14 protein-coding genes are annotated in these 18,125 nt (G+C 67.0%); 7 read left to right on the top strand and 7 right to left on the bottom strand.

Annotation, left to right across the window (positions count from 1 at the left end):
• Positions 1 to 8: 8 nt before the first annotated feature.
• The 5 genes from astD to GGR40_RS11420 all read left to right on the top strand — a co-directional run bounded on the left by astD (position 9) and on the right by GGR40_RS11420 (position 5,726).
• A complete protein-coding gene (gene astD, locus GGR40_RS11440) occupies positions 9 to 1,433 on the top strand; it encodes a succinylglutamate-semialdehyde dehydrogenase (RefSeq protein ID WP_429276364.1) in 1,425 nt (474 codons plus the stop codon).
• Positions 1,430 to 2,635, top strand: a complete 1,206-nt coding sequence (locus GGR40_RS11435) for a hydrolase (protein WP_429276363.1) — start codon at positions 1,430 to 1,432, stop codon at positions 2,633 to 2,635. The genes astD and GGR40_RS11435 overlap by 4 nt, the downstream gene beginning before the upstream one ends.
• The gene (locus GGR40_RS11430) at positions 2,632 to 3,642 is read left to right on the top strand and encodes an arginine N-succinyltransferase (protein WP_429276362.1); all 1,011 of its coding nucleotides are present in this window, start codon (positions 2,632 to 2,634) and stop codon (positions 3,640 to 3,642) included. Before GGR40_RS11435 ends, GGR40_RS11430 begins: the two co-directional genes overlap by 4 nt.
• A gap of 69 nt (positions 3,643 to 3,711) precedes the next feature.
• Positions 3,712 to 4,962: an N-succinylarginine dihydrolase gene (locus tag GGR40_RS11425; RefSeq protein WP_429276361.1), complete on the top strand. Its 1,251-nt coding sequence runs from the start codon at positions 3,712 to 3,714 to the stop codon at positions 4,960 to 4,962.
• Positions 4,963 to 5,045: 83 nt separating this feature from the next.
• Positions 5,046 to 5,726, top strand: coding sequence for an HAD family hydrolase (locus GGR40_RS11420; RefSeq protein WP_429276360.1), 681 nt, complete (start codon positions 5,046 to 5,048; stop codon positions 5,724 to 5,726).
• A gap of 1 nt (position 5,727) precedes the next feature.
• Here GGR40_RS11420 and maiA read toward each other — a convergent pair whose 3' ends face one another.
• The 4 genes from maiA to phhA form a co-directional block, all read right to left on the bottom strand.
• A complete protein-coding gene (gene maiA, locus GGR40_RS11415; RefSeq protein ID WP_429276359.1) occupies positions 5,728 to 6,402 on the bottom strand; it encodes a maleylacetoacetate isomerase in 675 nt (224 codons plus the stop codon).
• Entirely contained in the window at positions 6,369 to 6,938 is a 570-nt protein-coding gene (locus GGR40_RS11410; protein WP_429276358.1) for a VOC family protein, read from the bottom strand. Before GGR40_RS11410 ends, maiA begins: the two co-directional genes overlap by 34 nt.
• Positions 6,939 to 7,014: 76 nt before the next feature.
• On the bottom strand, positions 7,015 to 8,115 hold the full coding sequence (gene hppD, locus GGR40_RS11405; protein WP_429276357.1) for a 4-hydroxyphenylpyruvate dioxygenase: 1,101 nt from the start codon (positions 8,113 to 8,115) through the stop codon (positions 7,015 to 7,017).
• Positions 8,112 to 8,966, bottom strand: coding sequence for a phenylalanine 4-monooxygenase (phhA, locus tag GGR40_RS11400; RefSeq protein ID WP_429276356.1), 855 nt, complete (start codon positions 8,964 to 8,966; stop codon positions 8,112 to 8,114). Before phhA ends, hppD begins: the two co-directional genes overlap by 4 nt.
• A gap of 106 nt (positions 8,967 to 9,072) precedes the next feature.
• Here phhA and GGR40_RS11395 point away from each other — a divergent pair, with 106 nt between their 5' ends.
• Positions 9,073 to 9,534: an Lrp/AsnC family transcriptional regulator gene (locus tag GGR40_RS11395; RefSeq protein WP_429276355.1), complete on the top strand. Its 462-nt coding sequence runs from the start codon at positions 9,073 to 9,075 to the stop codon at positions 9,532 to 9,534.
• Positions 9,535 to 9,591: 57 nt separating this feature from the next.
• On the opposite strand, the gene GGR40_RS11390 is transcribed toward GGR40_RS11395, so the two are convergent.
• The 3 genes from GGR40_RS11390 to GGR40_RS11380 form a co-directional block, all read right to left on the bottom strand.
• A complete protein-coding gene (locus tag GGR40_RS11390) occupies positions 9,592 to 14,349 on the bottom strand; it encodes an NAD-glutamate dehydrogenase domain-containing protein (RefSeq protein WP_429276354.1) in 4,758 nt (1,585 codons plus the stop codon).
• A gap of 175 nt (positions 14,350 to 14,524) precedes the next feature.
• Positions 14,525 to 15,427, bottom strand: coding sequence for an ROK family protein (locus tag GGR40_RS11385; RefSeq protein WP_429276353.1), 903 nt, complete (start codon positions 15,425 to 15,427; stop codon positions 14,525 to 14,527).
• 5 nt (positions 15,428 to 15,432) lie between these two features.
• On the bottom strand, positions 15,433 to 16,599 hold the full coding sequence (locus GGR40_RS11380) for a glycoside hydrolase family 68 protein (RefSeq protein WP_429276537.1): 1,167 nt from the start codon (positions 16,597 to 16,599) through the stop codon (positions 15,433 to 15,435).
• A 183-nt stretch (positions 16,600 to 16,782) separates the two neighbouring features.
• Between GGR40_RS11380 and GGR40_RS11375 the strand changes: the two genes are divergently transcribed.
• Complete coding sequence (locus tag GGR40_RS11375) at positions 16,783 to 18,111, top strand: MFS transporter (protein WP_429276352.1); 1,329 nt, start codon at positions 16,783 to 16,785, stop codon at positions 18,109 to 18,111.
• Positions 18,112 to 18,125 lie beyond the last annotated feature (14 nt).

The raw sequence follows: 18,125 nt of genomic DNA, 5'->3' as shown, positions 1-18,125 counted from the left end.
AACCCGAAATGACCGTGCTTCATTCCATCGATCCGGCCAGCGGTGCGCAGGTCTGGAGCGGCGAAGCCACCGGTCCCGAAGCGGTCGCTGCCGCCCTGATGCGCGCGCGACAGGCGTTTCCGGCATGGGCCGCACTGCCGGTGGAAGCCCGCGTTGCCGTGGTGGAGCGCTACCGCGCCGCGCTTGAAACCCGCAAGGACGCCATCGCCGAAATCATCGCCCGCGAAACCGGCAAGCCCTTGTGGGAGACGCGCGCCGAACTCGCATCGATGATCGGCAAGGTCGGCATCTCCATCGCCGCGCAGGCCGAGCGCGCCGGGGAACGGCAGAGCGCCATGCCGTTCGGTCAGGCCGTGCTGCGTCACCGTCCGCACGGCGTCATGGCGGTGCTCGGCCCGTTCAACTTCCCCGGTCACCTGCCCAACGGCCACATCGTTCCGGCGCTGCTGGCGGGCAATACGGTGGTCTTCAAGCCTTCCGAAATGACCCCCGCGACCGGCGCGGCGATGGCCGAATGCTGGGCCGAAGCGTTGATCGACCACCCCCATGTCTTCCAGTGCATCCAGGGCGCGCGCGAGAGCGGTGAAGCGCTGGTCGACGGGCACATCGACGGGCTGCTATTCACCGGCTCGGCAGCGGCAGGCGCGCATTTCCGCCGCATCTTCGCCGACCGGCCCGACGTGATCCTTGCGCTCGAACTGGGCGGCAATAACCCGCTGGTCGCGTGGGACGCCGCCGACGTCGAGGAAGCCGCATCGGTCGTGGTGCAATCCGCCTTCATCACCAGCGGCCAGCGCTGCTCCTGCGCGCGGCGGCTTATCGTGCCGGACGACGCGTTCGGCACCGCACTGGTCGATGCCGTCGCCGCGATGGCCGCGCGCGTGACCATCGGCGCCTGGGACGAGACACCCGAGCCGTGGATCGGCCCGCTCATCTCCGATGCCGCCGCTGCCGCCGCCCGCGCGCGCTTCGACGATCTGGTGGCGCGCGGGGCAAAGGTGATCGCGCCCTTCTCCGGCGTGGAGGGCCGCTCCGCCGCATTCGTCACTCCGGCGATGCTCGACGTCACGGGCGTCTTCGTGCCGGACGAGGAGATCTTCGCCCCCGTGCTGCAGGTCAGCCGCGTGCCCGATTTCGACGCCGCGATGGAGGCAGCGAACAACACCCGCTTTGGCCTGTCTGCGGGCCTTGTCAGCGCGGACGATGCGCTGTGGGAGCGGTTCGCGCGCGAAATCCGTGCGGGCGTGGTCAATCGCAACCGCCCGACAACCGGCGCGGCGGGATCGATGCCCTTTGGCGGGCTTGGCGACAGCGGCAACCACCGCCCCAGCGCCTACTATGCCGCCGATTACTGCGCCTACCCGGTCGCCAGCTTCGAGGCGGCGGACGCGCAGGGCAACCTTGGCGCGCTGGCCGGCAAGCTTACCGCATGAGCGCGCTTGCCGTCGAGGAACTGGACCTTCTGGCCCCGATAGAGCGTGCGCCCATTTTGGCGCATACGCTGGACTGGGCGGCGATCAACAGCGGCACCGGCAACCTCGACGGGCTGGCTGTAGTGGCAACCCGCCTTGCCGATGCCTTCGCCGCGCTGCCCGGCGAAGTGCGGCTGGTCGATGCCGCTCCGGTCGAGAAAGTGGACGCCAAGGGCACCTTGCGCGAAGTGGGCCATGGCCGGCACCTCGTACTCTCGGTCAGGCCGCAGGCGGAGCGCCGGGTGATCCTGACCGGCCACATGGATACCGTCTACGCCGCCGATCACCCGTTCCAGACGATGACGTGGCTGGATGCGGATACTGTGAGCGGCCCCGGTACGGCCGACATGAAGGGCGGCCTTGCGCTGATGCTGGCCGGGCTGGCGGCCTACGAACGGGGCAATCCGACTCTGGGCTACGACGTCCTCATCAACAGCGACGAGGAGACCGGCTCTCTGTCCTCCGCCGCGCTGATCGCGCAGCTGGCCCAGGGCAAGCTGGCGGCGCTTACCTACGAGCCCGGCCTGCCCGACGGTTCGATGGCGCGCGCCCGCCCCGGTTCGGGCAATTACGCCGCGGTGGTGACGGGCCGCTCCGCCCACGCCGGGCGCAACCCGCAGGACGGTCGCAACGCGCTTGTCGCCGCAAGCGACCTTGCCATGCGCCTTGCTAAGGGCGTGCGTGATGGGCTGACCATCAACCCCGCAAGGATCGAAGGCGGCGCGCCCAACAACACCGTGCCCGATCTGGCGATCCTGCATTTCAACCTGCGCCCCCGCTCTCCGGATCTGGCCGAAGCGGCCCGCGCGCTGGTGGACGAAGCAGTGGCCGAAGTCAGCGCCGCGCACGATGTGCATATCCACCTCCACGGCCATGTTTCTCGCCCGCCCAAGCCCATCACGCCGCAGACCGAAGCGCTGTTCGGCCTCGTCAGCAAAGCCACCGCAGATCTTGGCCAGTCCATGCGCTGGCAGGACACCGGCGGCGTATGCGACGGCAACAACATCGCCGCCTGCGGTGTCCCCGTGCTCGACACGATGGGCGCGCTGGGCGGCTCGATCCATTCACCGCAGGAGTTCATGATCGCCAGTTCGCTAGACGCCCGCGCCCGCCTTACGGCGCTTGTCCTCCATCGCCTCGATCGTGAAGGACTCGCTGCATGACCTTCCTGCTGCGTACCGCAAAAGAGGGCGACCTTGAGGCGCTCTATCGCATGGCGAAGGGCACCGGCGGCGGCTTCACCAACCTGCCGCCAGACCGCCCGACACTGAAGGGCAAGCTGGAACGCGCGGCAAAGTGCTTTGCCCGCGACGATGGCGAAATCGCCAACGACCTGTTCGCCTTCATCCTTGAGGATACGCAGACGGGCAAAGTGCGCGGCACCTGTCAGGCGTTCTCGCAGGTGGGCACCGAACTGCCGTTCTATTCGTACCGCATCGGGCGCATCACCCAGCATTCCAAGGAACTGGACCGCACCTTCCGCGCAGAGATGCTGACCCTGTCCACCGACCTTGACGGTGCCAGCGAAGTGGGGGGCCTCTACCTTGACGCCACGGAACGGTCGGCGGGCGTGGGCAAGCTGCTGGCGCGCAGCCGCTACCTGTTCATCGCCATGCACCGCGAACGCTTCGGCGAGACGACGCTGGCGGAACTGCGCGGCGCCATCGACGATGCAGGCAATTCGCCGTTCTGGGATGGCCTTGCGGGCCGCTTCTTCGACATGAGCTTTCGCGATGCCGACGAATTCAACGCCAAGCACGGCAACCAGTTCATCGCCGACCTGATGCCCAAGCACCCCATCTACACCGCCCTCCTCTCCGAAGGCGCGCGGCAGGTGATGGGCCAGCCGCACTATTCGGGCCGCCCGGCCATGCGGATGCTGGAGAGCGAGGGCTTCGCGTTTCAGAACTACATCGACATCTTCGACGGCGGCCCGACCATGATCGCCCGCACCGACCAGATCCGCACCGTGCAGGATGCGCGCACGGCGACGATCAGCGCCATAGGCCTCGCGCGGGACACCGAACCGACGCACCTGATCGCCACCGGACGGCTGGCCGATTTCCGCGCATGCCTTGGCAGCGTCGGCGAAGACGGCACGCTGGACGAGGCGGCGGCGGCTCTGCTGGGGATCGGCGTGGGGGATGCGGTCACGTTCGCTCCGGCATAATCCCATCGTCCCGGATTCGATCCGGGACGATGAATTGCCCTCATCCCGTCCGAAAGCTAGGCTCAACCCATGCGCACAGAGATCAACTTCGACGGCATCGTCGGCCCCAGCCACAACTACGCCGGGCTTAGCCTGGGCAATCTCGCCTCGACAAAGAACTTCGGCAAGACGTCCGCCCCGCGCGCGGCGGCGTTGCAGGGGCTGGCCAAGATGCGCGCCAATCTGGAGCGGGGGCTGCCGCAGGGCTTCTTCCTGCCGCTGCGCCGCCCTGACGCGGCATGGCTGGCGCAGTTGGGCACCACGGTGGAGGACGCCGCCCCCACATTGCGCGCCAATGCGCTGTCGGCATCGTCGATGTGGGCGGCCAACGCCGCCACCGTATCGCCCGCCGCCGACACCGCCGATGGGCGCTGCCACCTGACGGTCGCCAACCTTGTCACCATGCCGCACCGCAGCCACGAATGGGCCGGCACGCTGGAGCAGCTGCGCATCGCCTTTGCGAACCCTGCGCACTTCGCCGTCCACGCCCCGGTACCTGCGCCCTTCGGCGACGAGGGCGCGGCCAACCACATGCGCCTGTGCGCCGGCCACGATGCGCCGGGGATCGAGGTCTTCGTCTATGGCGCGGCAGGCGGCCCGTATCCCGCCCGCCAGCACCGCGAGGCCAGCGAAGCCGTCGCCCGCATCCACGGCCTGTCGCCCGAACGCACCGTCTTCGCCCGCCAGTCGGACGAGGCGATCGCGGCAGGAGCGTTCCACAACGACGTCGTCGCCGTCGCCAACGAACGGGTGCTGTTCACGCATGAACAGGCCTTCGCCGAACGCGACGCGCTGTACGCCACCTTGCACGCGAAACTGCCAGAGATCGAGATCGTCGAGGTTCCCGCCGCCGAGGTCAGCCTGGCCGATGCCATTTCATCGTACCTGTTCAACGCTCAGCTGGTGACACTGCCGTCGGGCGAAGCGGCGCTGGTCCTGCCCGGCGAAGCGCGGGAAACGCCCTCCGTCTGGCGCTGGCTGCAGGCGCATGTGGCCGGGAATGGGCCGATCCGCCACCTCTTCGTCCATGACCTGCGCGAAAGCATGGCAAACGGCGGCGGCCCTGCCTGCCTGCGCCTGCGCGTGGTGGCCGACCCCGCAACCATAGACCCGCGCTTCATCGCCACGCCCGAAAAGCTGGACCGGATCGAGGCGCTGGTGGCACGGCTATGGCCCGAGCATATCGCCGTGGAAAATCTGTCCGACCCGGCGCTATGGACCACCTGCATCGAAGCCCGCGTGGCGCTGTGCAGCGAACTGGGGCTGGACGAACTCGCCTAACCTGGACCGCACTTGCACCGATCTTTTCGCGGATCGTGCTTTTTGCAATGGCCCCATCGCCAAGCCGCTCCATATTGAGAACCATGGCCACTCCCATCCCCGATCCGATCCGCGCCGCCATCTTCGACATGGACGGCACCCTCATCTCGACGGAGGCGGTGCATCATCGCAGCTATGCGCAGACGGCGCAGGCGATCGGCTGGCCGCTGCCGGACGGCCTGCTGGACGCGATGGTGGGCGTCAGCCGCGACCTGAATGAGAAGATGCTGGCAGAGCGGCTCGGCCCCGAGTTTCCGCTCGCACGGTTCTATGCAGAGGCGGATGCGCTGTTCGACGCCACGCTGGAGGCCGGCGTGGAACTGCGCCCCGGCGCGCTGGTCATCCTGGACCATTTCCGCGCGGCGGGCATTCCGCTGGCGCTGGCGACATCGACGGCAAACGGGCTGGCGCAGTGGCGGCTGGAGAAGGCGGGGCTGATCGACTATTTCGACGTCATCGTCACACGTGACGATGTGGCGCAGGCCAAGCCGAACCCGGAACCCTACCTCCTCGCTGCCAGCCGGCTGGGCATCGCGCCTGCGGACTGCGTGGCGGTGGAGGACAGCTATGCCGGCGTGATCGCGGCCACATCGGCAGGCATCGCCACCTTCATGGTGCCCGACCTGCTCCCCGCGACGGAGGAAATGACGTTGGCCGGCGCCACCGTACTTCCCAGCCTGTCCGCCCTGCGCGACCTGCTGCTGGCGCCGACCGAAGCGGGCTGATTCATACGGCGTCCGGCTGCCGGTCGGGGTGAGAGAGGGCGAATTCCGGCAATTCGGCGCAGGCCGCATCGATCCGGGTCAACTGCGGGTAGGCGGACAGGTCGAAGCCATTGCGCCGCGCGTTGTAAAGCTGCGGCACCGCCACGCATTCGAAGTAGCCCGGCGCGCCGAACAGGAAATCGCCCGACCCGCGCTGTTCCAGCCGCGCCTCCACCCCGCCCAGCGTGCGCTCCAGCCAGTGCCAGTACCACAAGTCCACTTCGGCCTGCGTATGCCCCAGATCTAGCTTCAGATACTGTAGCACCGGCAGGTTGAGCGGCGCGTGCAGTTCGGTGGCCAGCGCCATGGCCAGTTCGCGCGCGGCAAAGCGGTCTTCGATGCCGGCCGGCAGCAACCGGCGTTCGGGAAACCGTTCGTCCAGCCACTCCAGGATGGCCATCGACTGCGCATGAACCACGCCGTCGGCCTCCAGCACCGGCACCGTGGCGAAGGGGTTGCACGCGCGAAAGGCATCCGCGCGATGCTCTCCCGCCAGCAGGTTCACCGGGATGATTTCGTGATCCAGCCGCTTCAGCGCCAGCGCGATCCGCACGCGATATGTTGTGGAACTGCGCCAGTATCCGTGAAGGCGCAGCACCACGGTCAGCTTTCCGCCGCGATCTTTTCGTGCAGCCATGCGGCATGGCGCGGCGCCTTTCGCGTGCGGGCCCATTCGTCCAGCATGTCGTCCGCAACGGCGCGCAGCGATGCCATCTGGTCGACGGTGCCGAACTGCCAGGCCAGCTCCAGCCGGTGGCCGTTGGGATCGAAGAAGTAGATCGACTTGAACACGCCGTGGTGCGTCGGGCCGATCACCTCCAGCCCCGCCGCCTGCGCGCGCGCTTTGGCCGCCAGAAGATCGGCCTCGCTCTCAACCTTGAAGGCGATGTGTTGGACCCAGGCGGGGGTGGCCTCGTCCCGGCCCATCTCGGGCGCGTTGGGCAGTTCGAAGAAGGCCAGCACGTTGCCCCCGCCGCAGTCGAGGAAGACGTGCATGTAAGGATCGGGCGCGCCGGTGGACGGCACCGTATCCTCCGCGATGGCCAGCATGAAGTCCATGCCCAGCACGTCGCGATAGAACGCGACGGTCTGCTTCGCGTCCCTGCAGCGATAGGCCACATGATGGATGCCACCAAGGGCGGGGGCAGCGGACGCAGGTGCCGTTTCAGTCATCTCATTCTCCCGGAGTTTGCGGGCGAGGCTGCATGGCCCCGCCCGTCTCTCCCAAAACCGTTCGACCCGCGCGCAACTACTCCGCCGGTTCGTCAACCTTCAATACGCCGCGCCGGATCTGGTCGCGTTCCATGCTTTCGAACAGGGCCTTGAAGTTGCCGTTGCCGAAGCCGTCGTCGCCGCGCCGTTCGATGAATTCGAAGAACACCGGCCCCACCCGCGCCTCGGCGAAGATCTGCAGTAGCAGGCGCGGGGTGCCGCCGTCCGTCGTCCCGTCCAGAAGGATGCCGCGCGCCTTCAGTGCTTCGGTCGGCTGGCCGTGGCCGGGCAGGCGCTCTTCCAGCATCTCGTAATAGGTTTCCGGCGGCGCGGTCATGAACGGTACGCCCAGCGCCTTCAGCTTGTCCCACGCGGCCAGAAGATCGTCGCAGATCAGCGCGATGTGCTGGATGCCTTCGCCGTTGAAGGCGCGCAGGAACTCGTCGATCTGACCTTTTCCGCCCTCCGCTTCCTCGTTCAGGGGGATGCGGATCTTGCCATCAGGCGCGGTCAGCGCGCGGCTGGTCAGGCCGGTATATTCGCCCTTGATGTCGAAATAGCGGATTTCGCGGAAGTTGAAGAGCTTCTCGTAGAAGTCCGCCCAGTAGGCCATGCGCCCGCCGTAGACGTTGTGCGTCAGGTGGTCGATTTCATCGAACCCCGCGCCCAACGGGTGGCGATCGACGCCGGGCAGGTAATCGAAGTCGATGTCGTAGATCGACAGCGCCTTGTCACCGTCCTTTTCGTAGCGGTCGATCAGGTAGATGATCGAATTGCCGATGCCGCGAATGCCCGGAAGGTGCAGTTCCATCGGCCCCGTCGCCACCGAGACCGGTTCTGCCGACCGCGCCAGCAGTTCGGCATAGGCGGCGCGGGCATCGCGCACGCGAAAGCCCATGCCGCACGCCGATGGGCCATGCTCGCGGCTGAAGAACCATGCAGGGCTGTGCGGTTCGTAATTGGTGATGAAGTTGATCGCGCCCTGCCGCCACAGTTCGACGTCCTTGGAGCGGTGGCGGGCGATCTTGGTGAAGCCCATCGCCGTGAACACCGGCTCCAGCACGCCCTTTTCGGGGGCCGAGAACTCGACGAACTCGAACCCGTCAAGGCCGATGGGATTGTCGAACAGGTCGGTCATGCGAAGGCTCCGATAGGAAATTCACCCGGCAGCATTTCGCCGGCGGGAAGCGGCGGGTCGTTCCGCCAGGTCTGGTAGACGGGACCGAAATCGAGGCTGACGAGCGCCTCGATCAGGTGCGGCAGGCTGTCGAGGACGAAGTAGGTCTTCTGGAAACTGTCGATCATGTACCCGGTGCGCATCACCCGCACCGGATCGAACGGCAGGCGCAGTACCTGCCTGTCCTCTATGGCGAAGCGGGTTTCGCCCGAGGACGAGATGATGCCCGCGCCGAACACCTTGAGCGCGCCGTCCTCGTGCACCAGCCCGAACTCGACGGTGTACCAGTAGAGGCGCGCCAGCATGTCCAGCGCGCCCATCGCCATCGCCCGCACCCCGGCCTTGCCGTAGAGTTCGAGGAAGCGGGCGATCGCCGGGTCCAGCAGCATCGGCACGTGACCGAAGAAGTCGTGGAAGACGTCCGGCTCTGCCAGATATTCCAGTTCATGCTCCTCGCGCAGCCAGCGGGTGACGGGGAAGCGGCGGTGGGCCAGATGGTCGAAGAACACGTCGTCCGGGATGAAGCCCGGCACCGCCACCAGCCGCCAGCCTGTGGCCGCGCCCAGCACGGTGTTGGCGTCCTCGAAGCGGGGGATGCCGTCGGCGCAGTCCAGCCGGGCCAGTCCGTCACGGAACGACGCGCAGGCATGGGTCCGCACAAGATCCGACTGACGCGCGAACAGGCGGCGCCAGCGCTCGTGCATCTCCGGGGTATAGGCATGCCAGTCCTGCCCGACGGTATAATCGTCGGCAGCGTGGTCATACTCTCCCCGAAGGCCGCTGTTGGACGTGATCGTCGACGGCTTCTTCATGGAAATAGAATGCCATAGGTCCGCCTTCAGTTCCGTGCGTTTGATAGGCTGCAAAGATGTGGTATTGGTGGAATCCACTATCAGATCGCATATCGGCAGGTGATCCATGCAGCTTGATGAATTCGATCTCGGCATTATCGCCGCCCTGCAGGAAGATGCGCGCATGCCCGTGGCGCAAGTGGCCGAGCGGGTTTCGCTATCCGCCACACCGGTCAGCCGCCGCATCAAGCGGCTGGAGGACGAAGGCGTGATCCGCGGTTATGCGCCGGTGCTCGACCCCCGCGTGCTGGGTTTCGAGCTTGAGGCTTATGTGCTCATCAACCTCGTCGCGCATGTGGACGAGAATATCGCCCGGTTCGAGCAGGCCATTGCCGACAACCCGCACGTCATCGCCTGCCACGCGGTCACCGGGGACATGGACTATCTGGTGCGGGTCATGGCCCGCAACGTGGAGCACCTGTCGCAGATCACCCTGCGCACGCTGCTGCGCATTCCCGGCGTGCGGGACGTGAAGTCGATCATCGTGCTGGAAACGATCAAGGAAGATCGCGCAGTGCCGGTGGGATAAGGCGGTAGGCCCTGTACGGATCAAGGCACTCCGGCGCTGCCGAAGTGCCCTGTCCGTTCACCGCCCCAGCAGGTTGCGGGCCTGGCTGGCGATCTGTGCCAGCATCGCCGGGGTGATCGTGACCGCCTTTTCCGCGCGGTGGACGATGCCGCGGAAGGCGTCGATGGCGCTCTTGTGCTGGCGTCCCCACTCCTCGGTGGCGGCAAGCGGGTCGCTCTTACCGGCCTTGGTGCGGGCGATGCCGCGCAGGAAATCCAGCCGCATCTGCTGGAAATCGCGCGCAAGGCCCGCGACCAGCAGGCGCTCCCACGGGTCGGACGGGCTCATGGTCGCCGCCGTCGCCTGCGCCCAGTCGAGGCCGAGTCCCGCACCCACGCGCGAGAATGCGCCGACAAGCCTGCGCGGTGCGATGCCCGTCTCGGCAGAGAGCGAGGCGATGCCCACCGCGCCGTCGAGGTCGTAAAGGTGCGCCACTTGCGCCGCCACGTCCTCAGGCGCGCCAATGCCGGTCAGCCCGTCGCGCAGCTTGCGGGAATGAGCGGCAATGCGTTCGCCCAGCAGTTCGGCGGTATCGGTGGAAAGTGCGGCAATGCCCTTGCCCAGCCGCGCGACCAGTTCGGACGGCGCCATCTGTCCGGCACCGGCACGCAGCAGGTCGGCCATGTGGCCGCGTACCGCGTTGGCGACAGTGTCGAACAGCGCGACGCGGGCGGTTTCGGCCATCGGCGCAGACTCGATCCGCTCCCACAGCACTTCCAGCCCCAGCAGCCGATCCGCCAGAGCGAAGGCGGCGGCAACCTGCGACAGGTGCGCGCCTTCTTCTTCCGCCAGCTCGAACGGGGTCACGATGCCCAGCCGGTTGACGATGCGGTTCGCCAGCTTGGTGGCGATGATTTCCTTCGCCAGCCGGTGCGACTTGATGAACTTGCCGAACTTGTCCTGCATCGGCTGCGGGAAGGCGGCCAGCAGCAGGTCCGTCAGACCGGGATCGGCACCAAGGTCGCTGTCCTCGATCGCGCCCTGCAGCAACAGCTTGCCGCTGGACAGCAGCACCGCCAGTTCCGGCCGGGTCAGCCCGCGCCCGTCCTGCGCACGGCGGGTGAGCACGTCGTTGTCGGCCAGCCCCTCCGTCCGGCGATCCAGATGGCCGCTTTCCTCCATCGTCTCGATCAGGCGGATGTGCGAGGGGATGGCCTGCGCCCCGCCACGCTCGGCGATGGACAGGGCCAGCGCCTGAAGGCGGTTGTCCTCCAGCACCAGCGCGGCGACTTCGTCCGTCATCGAACGCAGCAGTTCGACGCGCTTCTTTTCGGGCAGCTTTCCGGCGCGCTTGGCGGCGGCCAGTGCGATCTTGATGTTGACCTCATTATCCGAACAATCGACGCCCGCCGAATTGTCGATGAAGTCGGCATTGATGCGCCCGCCCCTGGCCGCGAACTCGATGCGACCGGCCTGCGTCACGCCCAGGTTCGCGCCTTCGCCGATCACCTTCACGCGCAGTTCGTTGCCGCTGACGCGCAGGGCATCGTTTGTGGGATCGCCCACCTGCACGTTGTTCTCTGCAGAGGACTTCACGTAAGTGCCGATGCCGCCGAACCACAGCAGATCCACAGGTGCGGACAGAATCGCGGTGATGAGCGAATCCGGGTCGATCTCGGTCGCCGAGACGTCCAGCGCGGCGCGCACTTCCTCGCTCAGCGGGATCGATTTCAGGCTGCGCGGGAACACGCCGCCGCCCTTGGAGATCAGCGCCTTGTCATAGTCGTTCCAGTTCGACACGGGCAGGTCGAACAGACGCTGGCGCTCTGCCCACGCCTTGCCCGCGTCGGGATCGGGGTCGAGGAAGATGTGGCGATGGTCGAACGCGGCGACCAGCTTCAGCGACTTCGACAGCAGCATGCCGTTGCCGAACACGTCGCCCGACATGTCGCCGCAGCCGACAACACGGACCGGATCGACCTGCACGTCCACGCCCATTTCCAGGAAGTGGCGCTGCACGGACAGCCACGCGCCCTTGGCGGTAATGCCCATCGCCTTGTGGTCGTAGCCGTTGGAGCCGCCGCTGGCGAAGGCATCGTCCAGCCAGAAGTCGCGCCGTTCGGCAATGCCGTTGGCGACGTCGGAGAACTTGGCCGTGCCCTTGTCCGCCGCGACCACGAAGTAAGGGTCTTCCCCGTCGCGGATGACGACGCCTTCGGGATGGACGACGCGGTCACCCTCGATGTTGTCGGTGATGGACAGCAGGGTGTCGATGAAGACTTCGTAGCTGCCCTGCCCTTCGGCGGCCCATGCGGCGCGGTCGCGCGCGGGATCAGGCAGTTGCTTGGGGTAGAAGCCGCCCTTCGCGCCGGTCGGCACGATCACCGCGTTCTTGACGCGCTGTGCCTTCATCAGGCCCAGGATCTCCACGCGGAAGTCGTCGCGGCGGTCGGACCAGCGCAGGCCGCCGCGCGCGACGGGGCCGGCGCGCAGGTGGATGCCCTCCACCCGCTGCGAATAGACGAAGATCTCGCGCCATGGCACCGGCTTGGGCAGGCCGGGCACCAGCGCGGAATCGAACTTGAACGCCAGCGCGGTCTCTCCGGCAGGTGCGAAGGCGTTGGTGCGCAGCATCGCCAGCACGATGTCGCGATAGGCGCGCAGCAGGCGGTCGTCGTTGATCGCGTTGACTGCGGCCAGCCCGGTGCGGATCGCATCTTCGGCATGGGCGCGCGCTTCTTCGCGGTCGCCGTCGAACGAGGGGTCGTGCAGGGCGCGGAACAGGGCGATGATGGCGGTGGTAACGCCGGGCGCACCCTGCAGCGCATCGACCACGGTGGGAATGCCAAAGTGCGTGCCGGCCTGCCGCAGATACCTGTACCATGCGCGCAGCCAGTTCGCTTCTCCGCTATCCAGCCCAAGGCCGGGGACGAGGCGGTTGAAGGCGTCGTTCTCACCGGTGCCGTTGAGCACGGCGCGCAGGGCATCCTCGATCGGGGCGGCCTGGTCCAGCACCTCCTGCGGTGCGCGGCCATCCACCGGTTCGAGCAGGAAGTCGTGGATGACGCCCAGCTTGCCCTTCTCCAGCGCGGTGGGCACTTCGGCCATGACGCGGAAGCCGAAGTTTTCCAGTGCGGGCACCGCGTCGGACAGCGGCAGGCCGCCTTCCGACTGGTAGATCTTCAGATGGACCCAGGTTTCGGGGTCGCCTTCGCGCTTGTGGAAGCGCACGTCGCGGTGCGCGGCGGCTTCCCCTTCGCTGCCTTCGCCCACGGCGATGCGGCGCAGCGCGGCGATGTCGGTCGCAGCCTCATGCGCGCCGAAGTCGGTGCGATAGCCGATCGGGAAAGCTTCGGCATAGCGGCCCGCGACGGCGGCGGCGCGGCCCGGCTCCAGCATCGTCGCCAGCGCTGCCTCCACCGCTTCGGTCCAGCCGCGCAGCAGGGTCTGCAGCTGGCTGTCCAGATCGGACTCCGACGGCTGGTGCACGCCTTCGCGAATGTCGAGCGTGTAGCGCAGCATGGCGAGGTTGCCCGCCTCCACCTGCAGGCTCCAGTCCAGCGTCGGCGCGTCGGCGGCTTCCTCCACCATGGTCTGGATGCGGCGCTGCATCTGGGTGGAAAGCAGATCGCGCGGCAGCCACACGAAGGCGAACAGGTGGCGCATCAGCGGCGAACTGGTGAGCAGCAGGCGCGGGCGCGGACGGTCGACCAGCGCTGTCATCGTCATCGCCAGCCGCTCCACCTCGTCCTCGCCAAGGCTGAGCACCAGATCGTGCGGCAGGCTGGTAAGGGCATGAGCCAGCGCCTTGCCGGTGTGACCGCGCGGGTCCAGTTCCAGCCGCCGGGCGAAGGTCGACAGGTGCTGGCGCAGGCGCGGCACGCGGTCGGGCGCGGTGGCCAGCGCGGCGCTGGTCCAAAGCCCTGCATGGACCGAAATCGCCGCGACGTTCCCGCCTTCGATCACCGGGACCAGGAACAGGTCCACCGGAATGCGGCGGTGGACGGTGGCGATGCGGTTGGCCTTGACCGCCAGCGGCGCGGCAACCGATCCTGCAGCCAGCGCCGCGTCGAACGCTTCGAATGCACGGGCATAGCTGACGTCGGACAGCACGTCCTCTTCCCAGCGACGGGCAATGCCCAGCTGCTGCTGGCGAGTGCCGTCGCGAAAGCGCGTGACGTGGCCGATCTGCGTGAGCATGCCGCCCGCGAACCAGCGCAGCAGTTCGGCGCCTTCGCCGTCGTCGATCCTGTCAGCATCGGCGCGCATCGCCTCCACCATCAGCGGCCAGTCGGTGACGGCGGCGCGCACATCGCCCAGCGCGCCTTCCAGCGCGCGCAGCAGTTCGCGGCGCTGGCGGGCATCGCCGCGCGGCGTCTCGATGTAGATCATCGACTCGCGCCCGGTGGCCTCTGCCGGGTCTTCAGGAATGTCGATCAGCCGGCCATCCTCGTCGCGGCGGACGAGAACCACCGGGTGGACAAGCCTGTCGATCACCAGCCCCGCCTCTGCCAGCACGGCGGCGGCAGAGTCGACCAGGAACGGCATGTCGTCGTTGATCAGCGCGATGCGCAGGATGCGGCGTTCCTCGCTGGCGGAGGCGAGGTCGATGGCGGATTCGCCTGCTTCCCGCGTCGCTCCCGTTGCCAGGATGAAGCGCACCGCCTCGTCCACCCATGGCCCTTCGTCGTCACCGGGCAAGAGCGCGCCGCGCAGTTCGTCTGCGAGTTTGGGGGCCAGTCTGGAAGCGAGCGCTTCGTCGAGAGCGGCGGGCGTCGTGCCCCCGCGCTTCTTCTTCGAAGCCTTCTTGGGGACGGTCGGTTCGCCTGCGCTCATTGGTTTCTCCGCGATCTGCTTCCTTGGCCACGTCCCGCTTCTGAAGCGTCGGAACTGCAGCTTTGTGACCATATAGGCCGATGGGGTCGATCCTGCACCCGATGGCGGACAGGTTTTTTCGACCGGGCAGCGATGTAACACGATTTCATCGGCGCGCAATATTCGTTCGCGGCAATCAGGCCGGGACCGGCTGCCCCTCGAACGCCTTGGCCGCCAGCACCAGCGAACCCATTGGCCCCGCATCGTCGCCCAGCAGCGGAGGCACGACCATGCCCGCCAACCGCTCGCGCGTGCAGTCACGCAAGTAGCCGCCCAGCAGTGCGGGCAGGCGCGCCACTGCCATCGGCAGCAGGTGCGGCTGCCGGTTGGCGACACCGCCGCCAACGACGATGCGCTGCGGCGATACGGTGAAGATCAGGGTGGCCAGCAGTTCCGCCAGATCGTGAGCCACCGGTTCCCACAACGGGTTCTCAGGGTCCACGCGCGACGGGTGCGTGCCCAGCCGCGCGGCCAGCGCCGGGCCGCTGACAAGGCCCTCGATGCAGTCGCCATGGAACGCGCAGGCCCCTTCGAAGCGGTCTGCGGGCGCGCGGCGCAGGCGCACATGACCGATCTCGGGGTGCATCAGCCCATGGGCCGGCACGCCGCCGATCAGAACGCCGCCGCCAAGGCCGGTGCCAATGGTCAGATAGACCATGCTTTCGCACCCCTGTCCCGCGCCGAAGCGGTGCTCCGCCAGCGCGGCGCCGTTGACGTCGGTGTCGATCGCCACCGGGCAGCCCAGCGCCCCGGCGATGCGGTCGCGCACTTCCGCACCGGCCCAACCCAGCTTGGGGGTATCCAGCATCGTTCCATAATCCGCCGCTTCCCTAGAAACGCGGATCGGGCCGAAGCTGGCAATGCCGACAGCGTCCACCGGCTTGTCGTCGCGCCAGCCCTCGATCGCCTCAATCGCGCGGCCCAGCGTGTCTTCGGGATCGGTGGTGGGAAACTCCAGCCGTTCGTCGATTCGGCCCGGCGCCCCCAGCACCACCACGGTCTTGGTACCGCCCAGTTCGATGCCTGCAAGCTTGTGCATGGGTTCTATCCGTCCGTCAGAGTGGCGCGATCCCCTTCCAGACGCAAGTGCAGGAAGGGAGCGAAGGTTCCGCCGAAATGCGCCCTGCCGACAGGTTTGGAAACCGGTAGGGCAACGGCCTGGGCATCGCTCAACCCCCAGTAATCGACGAAGCTGGTCACCGACAAGTCGGGCAGCACCCACCAGCTGTAGGCCTGAAACGGTTCGCTTTGCGGGTTGGCGAAGATCAACCCGTGCCCGTTCAGCAATCGCCACGGTCCGGCGATGTCGTCTGCAACGGCGCCGTAGAGGCCCGTAGGCGCGTCGATGCCGGGCGCGAAGACTTTCGCCTGCGTCGACCAGAACAGGTAGAGCCGCCTGTCATGCGCCACGATGTGCGGGCGTTCCAGTTCGTTGTTGACGCTCGATGCATCGACCAGCGGCAACAGCTTTTCGAACACGCCGCCTTCGGGATCGGAATCGCCGCGAACCGCGCAGCCAATGACGCCGTTGTAAAGGTCGAGGTGCCGCGCCGACGATGCAGTGAACAGCATGTATTCGCCGTTCCCGCCACCCTCGCGCCACGGCGCGGGGTCGCGGAAGGCCTTGATCGCGCCCGGCTTTCCGGCGCCGTCATGCTCGCTCATGTAGACGATGTTGGCGGGGATGACCTGCTCCACCGGATTGGACCATGGTCCGAACACATCCTCCCCGCCGGTCAGCCGCGCAGTACAGCCGAAGATGCGCTGCTGGAAAGTGAGCGGATCCTCCCCGCGCTCCCCTGCCGCTGTGAAGTAGAGAGTCACGGCGCCATCCTCGAATAGCGCCGAACCGGACCATTCGCGACTGCCCGGCGTGAAGCCTTCGGGAAAGGTCCGGCCCAGATGCACGAAGCGCCCGTTAAGGCGATGGAAATGGTGGATGCGCGCTGCACCGTGGCGCTCCTCCGGATCGTCGAAGGCGGGAGCAGCCAGCGCAAACCACAGCTCACCCCCGCGCCAGACGACCGGGCGCCCCCGCGCATCGGCCAGCGGCCATGCATCCCACACGTCGAGATAGGGCGCGATCCGCACCACGTCGCGCGGTGCCATGACCGGCGCGCGCGGGATCGGCGCGTCGGCCAGTTGGGCAAGGTCCGCCGCCGTCCATTGCAGGGTGGTGATCGTCCGGAACGGCGTGGGGCGGGTCAGCATGGTGCGGAAATTTACAATCGTTTGCAAATACTGCAAATCAATTCTGCCTATTTTTGGCGCCGTTTTCGAATGATCGATGCAATCGAAATTACCTGCGTTTCAGGTTCCATCTTACGGTTCCCACCGGGTTTCCCCTCCTAAGATCACCGTATAGACTGCCACGCGTCGCACTCGGAGACGTGGATGCCTTACGGCCTCAAGCCGCATCTTTCGCTGCCCCGCATCGTCGAGATGAACCTGGGTTTCTTCGGCCTGCAGTTCAGTTTCGGGCTGCAGCAAGCGAACATGGGGCCGATCTACAGCTATCTCGGCGCGAGCGAGGCGCGGATGCCGCTGCTGTGGCTGGCCGGGCCGGTGACGGGCCTTGTCATCCAGCCTCTGATCGGCGCGATGAGCGACCGCACCCGGTCCCGGCTGGGGCGGCGCACACCCTATTTCCTGATCGGCGCGGTGCTTTGCACGCTCAGCCTGCTGGCGATGCCGTATTCCTCCACGCTGTGGATGGCGGCGGGGCTGCTGTGGATTCTGGACGCGGGCAACAACGTGACGATGGAGCCATACCGCGCCTATGTCGCCGACCGGCTGGCGCCGCACCAGCGTGCCGCCGGGTTCATGATCCAGAGCGCTTTCACCGGGCTCGCCCATACCCTGTCCTACCTGGCACCATCGGTCATGGCGATGTCCGTCGATCGCGACCTGCTGGGGCCGAACGGCATCCCGGTGATCGTGCGGATGGCCTTTGCGATCGGCGCGGTGCTGTCGATCTCGACCATCGTATGGTCGATCACCCGCGTCCCCGAACTGCCGCTGACCCCGGACGAGCGCGAGGCACTGGCCGCGGCGCCGCTGAACCCCCGCGCCACCTTGCGCGAAGTGCGCGACGCCATCGCCCAGATGCCGCGCGCGATGCGCCAGTTGTCGCTGGCCATGCTGTGCCAATGGTACGCGATGATGGTCTACTGGCAGTACATCGCCTTCGCCATCTCGCGCTCGCTGTTCGGGACCGCAGACGTGCATTCCGCCCGCTTCCGCGACGCCGTGCTGACCGAGCAGCAACTGGGCGCGCTCTACAATGCGGTGGCGTTCGTCGCGGCGCTGGGACTGATCCCGGTGGTGGGGCGGTTCGGAGCGCGCGGGGTCCATGTGGTGTGCCTTGCCGCATCGGGGCTGGCGATGCTGGCCATACCGTCCACCAGCCAGCTGCCGTTGCTGGGCGTGCTGATGGTGGGGATCGGCCTGGGCTGGGCGGGCATGATGGGCAACACGTATGTCATCCTTGCCGATTCGATCCCGCCGCAGCGCAATGGCATCTACATGGGGGTTTTCAACTTGTTCATCGTCATTCCCATGTTGGTGGAAAGCGTGACAATGCCCCTGATCTACGGACCTGTACTGAGTAATGACCCGCGCAACGCGCTGATACTCGCGGGATTGCTTATGGTGGCGGGCGCCATTGCCACGCTTTTCGTGGAAGCCGGGGGCAAACCCGAACCAAAACCGGCAGCAAACTGAACAAGTTGCTATCG

The organism is Novosphingobium gossypii, assembly GCF_050433305.1.
Lineage (GTDB): Bacteria > Pseudomonadota > Alphaproteobacteria > Sphingomonadales > Sphingomonadaceae > Novosphingobium > Novosphingobium gossypii.
This window is presented reverse-complemented; position numbering and strand designations above follow the sequence as displayed.

Coding starts and splice junctions, on each gene's coding strand:
- astD (WP_429276364.1), top strand. CDS start 9: ATGACCGTGCTTCATTCCATCGATCCGGCCAGCGGTGCGCAGGTCTGG.
- GGR40_RS11435 (WP_429276363.1), top strand. CDS start 1,430: ATGAGCGCGCTTGCCGTCGAGGAACTGGACCTTCTGGCCCCGATAGAG.
- GGR40_RS11430 (WP_429276362.1), top strand. CDS start 2,632: ATGACCTTCCTGCTGCGTACCGCAAAAGAGGGCGACCTTGAGGCGCTC.
- GGR40_RS11425 (WP_429276361.1), top strand. CDS start 3,712: ATGCGCACAGAGATCAACTTCGACGGCATCGTCGGCCCCAGCCACAAC.
- GGR40_RS11420 (WP_429276360.1), top strand. CDS start 5,046: ATGGCCACTCCCATCCCCGATCCGATCCGCGCCGCCATCTTCGACATG.
- maiA (WP_429276359.1), bottom strand. CDS start 6,402: ATGGCTGCACGAAAAGATCGCGGCGGAAAGCTGACCGTGGTGCTGCGC.
- GGR40_RS11410 (WP_429276358.1), bottom strand. CDS start 6,938: ATGACTGAAACGGCACCTGCGTCCGCTGCCCCCGCCCTTGGTGGCATC.
- hppD (WP_429276357.1), bottom strand. CDS start 8,115: ATGACCGACCTGTTCGACAATCCCATCGGCCTTGACGGGTTCGAGTTC.
- phhA (WP_429276356.1), bottom strand. CDS start 8,966: ATGAAGAAGCCGTCGACGATCACGTCCAACAGCGGCCTTCGGGGAGAG.
- GGR40_RS11395 (WP_429276355.1), top strand. CDS start 9,073: ATGCAGCTTGATGAATTCGATCTCGGCATTATCGCCGCCCTGCAGGAA.
- GGR40_RS11390 (WP_429276354.1), bottom strand. CDS start 14,349: ATGAGCGCAGGCGAACCGACCGTCCCCAAGAAGGCTTCGAAGAAGAAG.
- GGR40_RS11385 (WP_429276353.1), bottom strand. CDS start 15,427: ATGCACAAGCTTGCAGGCATCGAACTGGGCGGTACCAAGACCGTGGTG.
- GGR40_RS11380 (WP_429276537.1), bottom strand. CDS start 16,599: ATGCTGACCCGCCCCACGCCGTTCCGGACGATCACCACCCTGCAATGG.
- GGR40_RS11375 (WP_429276352.1), top strand. CDS start 16,783: ATGCCTTACGGCCTCAAGCCGCATCTTTCGCTGCCCCGCATCGTCGAG.